This is a genomic window from Streptomyces sp. AcH 505, from assembly GCF_000818175.1.
In the GTDB taxonomy this organism is placed as follows: Bacteria; Actinomycetota; Actinomycetes; order Streptomycetales; family Streptomycetaceae; genus Streptomyces.
In genome coordinates this window covers 1039751-1040935 of sequence record NZ_JTIY01000001.1, presented here as the reverse complement: position 1 = coordinate 1040935, position 1185 = coordinate 1039751, and the positions used below count along the sequence as shown (strand labels likewise).

Here is a 1185-nt window from a genome sequence, read left to right as displayed (position 1 = left end):
GTACGTCTCCCGGCGGCCGGTCACCACGTACGAGCACGAGGGCGACCCGCCGCCCTCACGCGACCAGGTCCGGTTCGTCGGCGCGCAGATCGCCGCCACCTGGCTGGTCGAGCGGGGACGGGAGGCGATGGGCGAGCTGCTGCCGGGGCTGCCGTATCTGCCGGGCCCGGTGGACCAGGACCTGCTGATCGAGGCGGAGAGGCTGCTCCAGCGGTCCCTGCGGGGCCACTCCATGCTGCGCAGGGCCCTGCGGGACGGGTTCTGGCAGCATCTTCAGTCGCAGTACTGACGTCGGACGAAACCCGGCCGCCTCAGCCGTACAGGTCCCAGAAGTCCGTCAGTGCCGCCGTCGTCTCCAGCGGTCTGTCCGTGTTGGGGGAGTGCTCCGCACCCTCGATCACCGTCCTGCGCGCCCGCAGCCGGTGGGCCATCTCGTCCAGGAGCGGCACCGGCCAGGTGTCGTCGCGTTCGCCGGACAGTACGTACATGGGCAACGGCGGCCGCAGCGCGGCCAGTTCGGCCACCCGGTCCGGTTCGGTCGCGAGCTGGCGGCTGGTGACGGCGAGCTGGAGCGGATTGTTGCGCAGCCAGCGCTCCCGCATCAGCGCGCCGTCCTGCGCCGTGACCTCCTCCGGCGGCTCCATCGTCTGGAAGGCGTCCCAGACCTGCGCCATCGTCATGACGGGCAGCACGTCCTGGAGGAGCTTCACCCGCTGCTGCTGCGACGGGGAGATCTGCGCGGGGCCCGAGCACATCAGCGTCAGGGAGCGGAACGCGCCCCGGTCGGCCAGTGCGGCGACGCGGGCGACCTGGCCGCCCATGGAGTGGCCCACCAGATGCACCGGGGCGCCGATCGCCGCGGTCTGCGCGAGGACGTCGGCGGCCAGCTCGTCCTGCGCGTACGCCTCTTCCGTGTCGGGTCCCGGCGTCTCGTACTGCCCCCGGCCGTCCACGGCGAACGCGCGGTAGCCGGCGCGGGTGAGCGGCTCCAGCATCGTCGTGAAGTCCTCCTTGCTGCCGGTGAAGCCGGGCAGCAGGAGGACGGTTCCGCGCGGCGGTCCTTCCGGGGCTGCTTCCAGGGCGGCGAAGTCGCCCCTGGCGGTGGTCAGGGTGCGGGCGCGTGCGCAGGGGGGCAGGACGAAGGTCGGCGGCCGGCTCATGGCACGAGGCTAGCGCGCCCGCCGC

General features: G+C 73.1%; 1 protein-coding gene and 1 pseudogene. One reads left to right on the top strand and one right to left on the bottom strand.

Annotated elements, in window-relative coordinates; translation table 11 throughout:
* Window positions 1-289, top strand: a pseudogene (locus HY68_RS04725) (NYN domain-containing protein); the annotation flags it as partial.
* Window positions 290-311: 22 nt separating this feature from the next.
* Here HY68_RS04725 and HY68_RS04720 read toward each other — a convergent pair.
* The gene (locus tag HY68_RS04720) at window positions 312-1160 is read right to left on the bottom strand and encodes an alpha/beta fold hydrolase (protein ID WP_041984755.1); all 849 of its coding nucleotides are present in this window, start codon (window positions 1158-1160) and stop codon (window positions 312-314) included.
* Window positions 1161-1185 lie beyond the last annotated feature (25 nt).